The organism is Bariatricus sp. HCP28S3_A4, from assembly GCF_052066395.1.
Lineage (GTDB): Bacteria > Bacillota > Clostridia > Lachnospirales > Lachnospiraceae > Allocoprococcus.
In genome coordinates this window covers 1-5661 of record NZ_JBQHSE010000060.1, presented here as the reverse complement: position 1 = coordinate 5661, position 5661 = coordinate 1, and the positions used below count along the sequence as shown (strand labels likewise).

Genomic DNA, 5661 nt, shown 5'->3' with positions numbered 1-5661 from the left:
AAAGGAAGGAAATAAATTACAATACTCTATAACAACGATAAAAATCGCTGTACCCAAGTAAGCGCAAGGGATACAGCGATTTTTTCTTTTGCTAACTGTCAAAGACAGGATGTTATGAATTTTATCCCAAACTTTCCTGTTTTGTCAAGTAACACGAAAATTCACTGCAGAACATCATTCAAAAGCTCGGCAAGCGGTTCCATGGCATTTCTCATTTCTTCCACCGTGTTCGTCTGTGCTCCCGCTTCGATCAACAGCATCTTCGAGCAGAGATCCATGTTATATTTGTAGCCCTTCAGATAAATCCGTCTCGCAAATCCGGGATATTTCGATTCCGCAGCAATTTTCATCTGCAGAGAAAATGCCAGATTATCCTGTATATATGGGTTCGTCATTCCCGTCAGATTGCCGTTCGCTCTGGTTCTGCACATACCGTTAAAAAACATGATCTGCGCCGTCTGCTTTCCGTTAATCTCCGTCACCAGATGCGTGGTGCTTTTCACACCGTCCCGATGCAGATCAATGACGACTTCGATTCCCGGATTCTCCTTCAGAATCCGCTCAATTTCCGGCTTTGCGAGCTCGTACGCTTCACTTCGATCCAGTTTGCCGTCGATCAGGTCATACACCCCTTCATGATGAAGGGTCTCGATATGGTACTTGTTTGTAAGAAGCTCCGCCAGATACCTTCCGATCCCCACGATACTGGTCGATGGATCCCCATTGGAATCGATAAAGCTTTCCTGTGAATGCGTGTGGAAAATGAGAATCTTCGGACCTTCGGCATCTCCCTGGATCCTCATATCCTTCTTCATTAGCTCTGCCGCATTCAGGTCCGAAGATTCCACATAGGTCACGCTGTCTACCGTATAGAAACTGCTGACCAGATACTCAAAATCCGACAGTTTTTCCAGAGAAATATCTGCCGCCGCCACAGTGGGTGTCTGCGTTATCTGGCTTTCATCCTGCCCTACAAGATTTCCATTCTCGTCCACCTGGTTTTCGTCCTCAGCCTGTCTTCTCACCAGCATCTCATAGGTAGCCTCATCCTCCACCGCAGACTCCGCATCACTTTTACTTCCTATATATTTACCAAGCGGGAAAAGATTCATCGCCATCCCGGAGATCCATTCATTTACCGATCGTTTATCCGACTGTTTTTCGCTGCATGCGATCCCTGGAAAATACATCATTTCCGCATGTTCCTGAATTTCCTGCGCGATCTGCAGCTTCCATGAATTCCAGATCTGCCTGCTTCCCTTAAGGAGCACATAGCCTCCGAGTATGCAGATAATGATTCCCGTAAGGAGTGTACTCATCCGCCATTTTTTCATATTTTCCGCCTCGATTTCAAACCTGCGACATTACCTTCGCTTTCCCATTTTATGCAACGTGGCGGCAGATTATTCCTTCTCCTTTTCTTCTTCATGGGCGAACAGCATATTTAAACTTTCTGAAATCGTATAACTGATCCTTTTTACCGTCTCATCAATGTCTTTGGGCGTCACGAACATTCCATTTAAATGTGGGGAGATCAGTTGCCTGACCAGTTCATACTTTTCAGCAGCATTGTACCCCTGCAGGACCAGTCCGACTCCCTTGAGCGTCTCGGATTCTTCCAACGCCTGAAGAAAATTCTCCATCGTATCGTTGACAATCGTCGCCGCATCCACTACCGTGGGAACCCCAATTGCAATGACCGGTATCCCGACCGTCTCTTTCGTTATCGCATTGCGCTGATTTCCCACGCCCGATCCCGGATGGATTCCGGTGTCCGCGACCTGGATCGTCCGGTTCAGCCTTCTGGAATTCCGCGCGGCAAGCGCATCGATGGCAATAATGAAATCGGGGTTCGTCTCCTTAACCACCCCGCGTATAATCTCGACCGTTTCCATTCCGGTCTGCGCCATCACCCCCGGCGCAATGGCACTGACACTTTCCGCCTTTTCCTCCCCCATCGCATATTTTCCATACTCCCTGAAAATATGGCGTGTGATATTCAGGTTATCCACAACATAAGGTCCCAAAGCATCCGGTGTCACTTTCCGGTTCCCCAGTCCCACGATCAGCACCTGATAATCCTCCTCTTTTTCAGGCACCATATCCTTGATAAATTTCGCAAGCTCCCTGGAAATCTCCCGATGGTACTCCTCATCCGGCACCGCCATATTCGGCGCTTCCATGGTAATATAGCTTCCCACCGGTTTTCCCATGATTTTCGCGCCTTTCTCCGTCTCTATCTTCACCGTGGTCACACGGATCTCCAGTTCTTCATTATATTCTTCCGTGAGAGATACTCCCTGAACCTCGACATTGTCCGATTCAAAACGCTCTTTCTGCTCCAAAGCCAGATCTGTCCGGATACTGTATTTCTCGATCATACTGTTCCCCCTTGCCTTCTGTTTTACTTTACCGCATTTATTCCTAGTTTTTCTCAAAAAACACAAAATATGTATTGACAAGAAATATTTATTCGAATACAATAAATAAGTGTGTTCGGCAGATGTTCCGTGTCACGTTCTGTCGGCAATGAAAGAAATGAATCAGAATTTGGAGGTGTCGGAAAATGGCTAACATTAAATCTGCTAAGAAGAGAATTTTAGTAACTGAGACAAAGACAGCTAGAAATAAAGCAATCAAATCTAAAGTGAAAACTTATGTGAAGAAAGTAGAAACTGCTGTTGCTAAGAAAGATGCTGAAGCTGCTAAGGCTGCTTTAAAAGAAGCAATCTCTGTAATCAACAAAGCAGGAACGAAAGGTGTTTATCACAAAAACACTTGCGCAAGAAAGATTTCCCGTTTAACAAAGGCTGTTAACGAGATTGCTTAATTTCGTTTCGAGATAAATTTGCAAATAGGAAAAGACAACCATTCCGTCATGTGGTTGTCTTTTTTATTTGCCTTTGTTTAGTCGATTCTGCAAATCTTCTCCGATTGCTCTTTATAATGTCCTTTACAATTTCGAATATCCGAAGCTGTTCACGATCGCTTCGATCCGCTTTCCTTCCTTACACATTGGACACTCGAGCGGCTTATATGCGCGATAATCCGGTAGATCCGCACTTGTGAAGATCGTCTTCACTTCCATTCCTGCCACTTTACTTACAGAACTGAAGATCGAACAGATTCCGCAAACAGTTCCCCCGTAATACAGCACGGACTCGATGGCCTGTTTTACAGACTTACCGGTCGTGATCGATGCTGCCAGCAGAAGCACCTGCTTATCCTTAATCATTCTCTGCTTATTATCACGGAAAATGATCTGGCCTCCCTCATGGTATTCCGGCGTTACAAGTGAAATATTGTTTCCCTTACTAAGAGAGAGCGGGTTCATATCGGCAAGCTGTTCCGCCATAAATGTTCCGATGGTATCCGTCTCCTCCAGACATACGATCGTATCAACCATCGTTGTACTTACATATTCTGACGCCAGTACCTTCGCCGTCTCACGGCAGTTGTTATGTCTTACTTTGACCGTAGACATATCAATATATGTATTGATGTGAGAATGGCTGGTTGCAAAATGTCCCTTTAATATCTTAATTCTTGCTTTCGGGTTCTTCGTCGAGCGAAGATCTTCAAATCTCTCGTCCATTTTATTCCTCCTTTAATTCCGACTCATTTTGGGAATTATCACTGAATTCAGTATAACATAACGGTGAGATTTATGCAATTCATCCTATGAATACTTTAAAAGAAAGGATACCGCGAGTTCATGCAAGCATGACTCGCGGTATCCTTTCTTTTTATGTGACCGGCTCGTTGCCTATCGACTAGTTATTGATCAATTTATCTTCGTTGCTCCAGCTGTAGAGTTTTCTTACTTCTTCGCCTACTACTTCTGCCGGATGTTCTGCTGCTTTCTTTCTCATTGCTTTGAAGTGTACCTGACGTCCTGCTGGTGACATGTCGAGTAAGAATTCTTTAGCGAATGTACCATCCTGGATATCGGAAAGAATCTTCTTCATTGCTTTCTTTGTATCTTCTGTGATGATCTTCGGTCCTGTGATGTAATCACCATATTCTGCTGTATTGGAGATAGAGTATCTCATTCCTGCAAAACCGCTCTGATAGATCAAATCAACGATCAGCTTCATTTCATGGATACATTCAAAGTAAGCATTTCTCGGATCATATCCTGCTTCTACCAGTGTTTCGAAACCAGCCTGCATAAGTGCACATACACCACCGCAAAGAACTGCCTGTTCACCGAAAAGGTCTGTCTCTGTCTCTGTTCTGAAGGTTGTCTCAAGGACACCTGCTCTTGCTCCACCGATTCCAAGTGAGTATGCAAGTGCTCTGTCAAGTGCTTTTCCTGTAGCATCCTGTTCTACAGCTACCAGACACGGAACACCTTTACCTGCCTGATATTCGCTTCTTACTGTATGTCCAGGTCCTTTTGGTGCAATCATGGTTACGTCTACGTTCTTCGGAGGAGTGATGCATCCGTAATGAATATTGAAACCATGTGCAAACATCAGCATGTTGCCTTCTTCAAGGTTCGGTTCAATGTCTTTCTTGTACATATCTGCCTGCAGTTCATCGTTGATCAGGATCATGATGATATCTGCCTGCTTTGCAGCTTCTGCTGCTGTATAAACCTGGAAGCCCTGTTCTTCCGCTCTCTTCCAAGATTTGCTTCCTTCATAAAGTCCGATGATGACATCACATCCGGATTCTTTCAGGTTCAGAGCGTGTGCATGTCCCTGGCTTCCGTATCCGATAATTGCGATCTTCTGTCCTTCCAATACGGATAAATTACAATCTTCCTGGTAAAAAATTTTAGCCATTTTAATATTCCTCCTAAGCTTTGCTTTTTCTGTATTATAGTTAAAGGCGATAGGCCCCTAGCTTCCTGATAAAAATGAATGTCTGCGGTTCTTCCCTCTTCGCTCCCGCAATCTTTAATCTATGTATACAACATCGTCTGATCCACGGGTAAGCCCGGTAATTCCGGTTCTTGCCAGTTCCAGAATCTCATATCCGTCCAAAAGCTCCATAAATGCTTCCAACTTGGATTCTGTTCCCGTCAATTCAATCATCAGACAATCTTTCTCAACATCTACGATCTTCGCACGGAAAATGTCTGATACGGAAATGATCTCCGCTCTCTGGGATGCATTTGCACGGATCTTGATCATCATCAGTTCTCGGCATACAGAGTTTGTTGTATTCAATAATTTGATATCAATCACATCCTCCATCTTCCGTACCTGTTTCTCAATCTGAGAAAGGATCTGTTCGTCACCGCTTGCCACGATCGTAATTCTTGTAAATCTCGGATCCGCAGTCGTTCCTGCCGTGATGCTTTCAATGTTATACCCCCGACGGCTAAAAAGTCCTGCCATCCGGCTAAGAAGTCCCGGGTTATTGTGTACTAAAATAGAATACGCTTGTTTTCTCATAACATACCTCTTTCTTCTAAAAACAGAGTGCGTTCTGTTTTTTTATTGTAACAATTCACTATATCTTTGTCAAGTGACTTTCTTAAATTTTATCATTTTCATTACTATTTGACAAGGGAGAGACAGGGGGTCAGGGTTCATTGACTCACAATTGGGGAAATTAACCAGTCCCCCCCTCTGTTCCCCTGTCTTTGTTATAAACCATCAAAAAAAAAAACGCAAATCATTTCTCAAAAATCCCCCGCCCATTGGTGGA

The 5661-nt window shown here is 44.2% G+C and carries 6 protein-coding genes; 1 reads left to right on the top strand and 5 read right to left on the bottom strand.

The genetic code is table 11. The annotated features are described in order from the left end of the window. Positions 1 to 161: 161 nt before the first annotated feature. A complete protein-coding gene (locus ACTNBF_RS16085) occupies positions 162 to 1334 on the bottom strand; it encodes a stage II sporulation protein P (RefSeq protein WP_441089670.1) in 1173 nt (390 codons plus the stop codon). A 69-nt stretch (positions 1335 to 1403) separates the two neighbouring features. Then, complete coding sequence (gpr, locus tag ACTNBF_RS16080) at positions 1404 to 2381, bottom strand: GPR endopeptidase (RefSeq protein WP_427820442.1); 978 nt, start codon at positions 2379 to 2381, stop codon at positions 1404 to 1406. A gap of 185 nt (positions 2382 to 2566) precedes the next feature. Between gpr and rpsT the strand changes: the two genes are divergently transcribed. Next, a complete protein-coding gene (rpsT, locus tag ACTNBF_RS16075) occupies positions 2567 to 2830 on the top strand; it encodes a 30S ribosomal protein S20 (RefSeq protein ID WP_427820443.1) in 264 nt (87 codons plus the stop codon). Between the two features lie 123 nt (positions 2831 to 2953). Here the strand turns inward: rpsT and ACTNBF_RS16070 are convergent, their stop codons facing one another. From ACTNBF_RS16070 to ilvN, 3 genes are all read right to left on the bottom strand, one after another. Then, positions 2954 to 3595, bottom strand: a complete 642-nt coding sequence (locus ACTNBF_RS16070) for an orotate phosphoribosyltransferase (protein ID WP_427808029.1) — start codon at positions 3593 to 3595, stop codon at positions 2954 to 2956. 178 nt (positions 3596 to 3773) lie between these two features. Beyond that, the gene (gene ilvC / locus ACTNBF_RS16065; protein ID WP_427808031.1) at positions 3774 to 4790 is read right to left on the bottom strand and encodes a ketol-acid reductoisomerase; all 1017 of its coding nucleotides are present in this window, start codon (positions 4788 to 4790) and stop codon (positions 3774 to 3776) included. A gap of 114 nt (positions 4791 to 4904) precedes the next feature. After that, positions 4905 to 5405, bottom strand: coding sequence for an acetolactate synthase small subunit (gene ilvN / locus ACTNBF_RS16060; RefSeq protein WP_427808033.1), 501 nt, complete (start codon positions 5403 to 5405; stop codon positions 4905 to 4907). Positions 5406 to 5661: the final 256 nt, after the last annotated feature.

Excerpts from the sequence above, each read along its gene's own strand:
- ACTNBF_RS16070 (WP_427808029.1), bottom strand. The coding sequence starts at position 3,595 with ATGGACGAGAGATTTGAAGATCTTCGCTCGACGAAGAACCCGAAAGCA.
- ilvC (WP_427808031.1), bottom strand. The coding sequence starts at position 4,790 with ATGGCTAAAATTTTTTACCAGGAAGATTGTAATTTATCCGTATTGGAA.
- gpr (WP_427820442.1), bottom strand. The coding sequence starts at position 2,381 with ATGATCGAGAAATACAGTATCCGGACAGATCTGGCTTTGGAGCAGAAA.
- ACTNBF_RS16085 (WP_441089670.1), bottom strand. The coding sequence starts at position 1,334 with ATGAAAAAATGGCGGATGAGTACACTCCTTACGGGAATCATTATCTGC.
- rpsT (WP_427820443.1), top strand. The coding sequence starts at position 2,567 with ATGGCTAACATTAAATCTGCTAAGAAGAGAATTTTAGTAACTGAGACA.
- ilvN (WP_427808033.1), bottom strand. The coding sequence starts at position 5,405 with ATGAGAAAACAAGCGTATTCTATTTTAGTACACAATAACCCGGGACTT.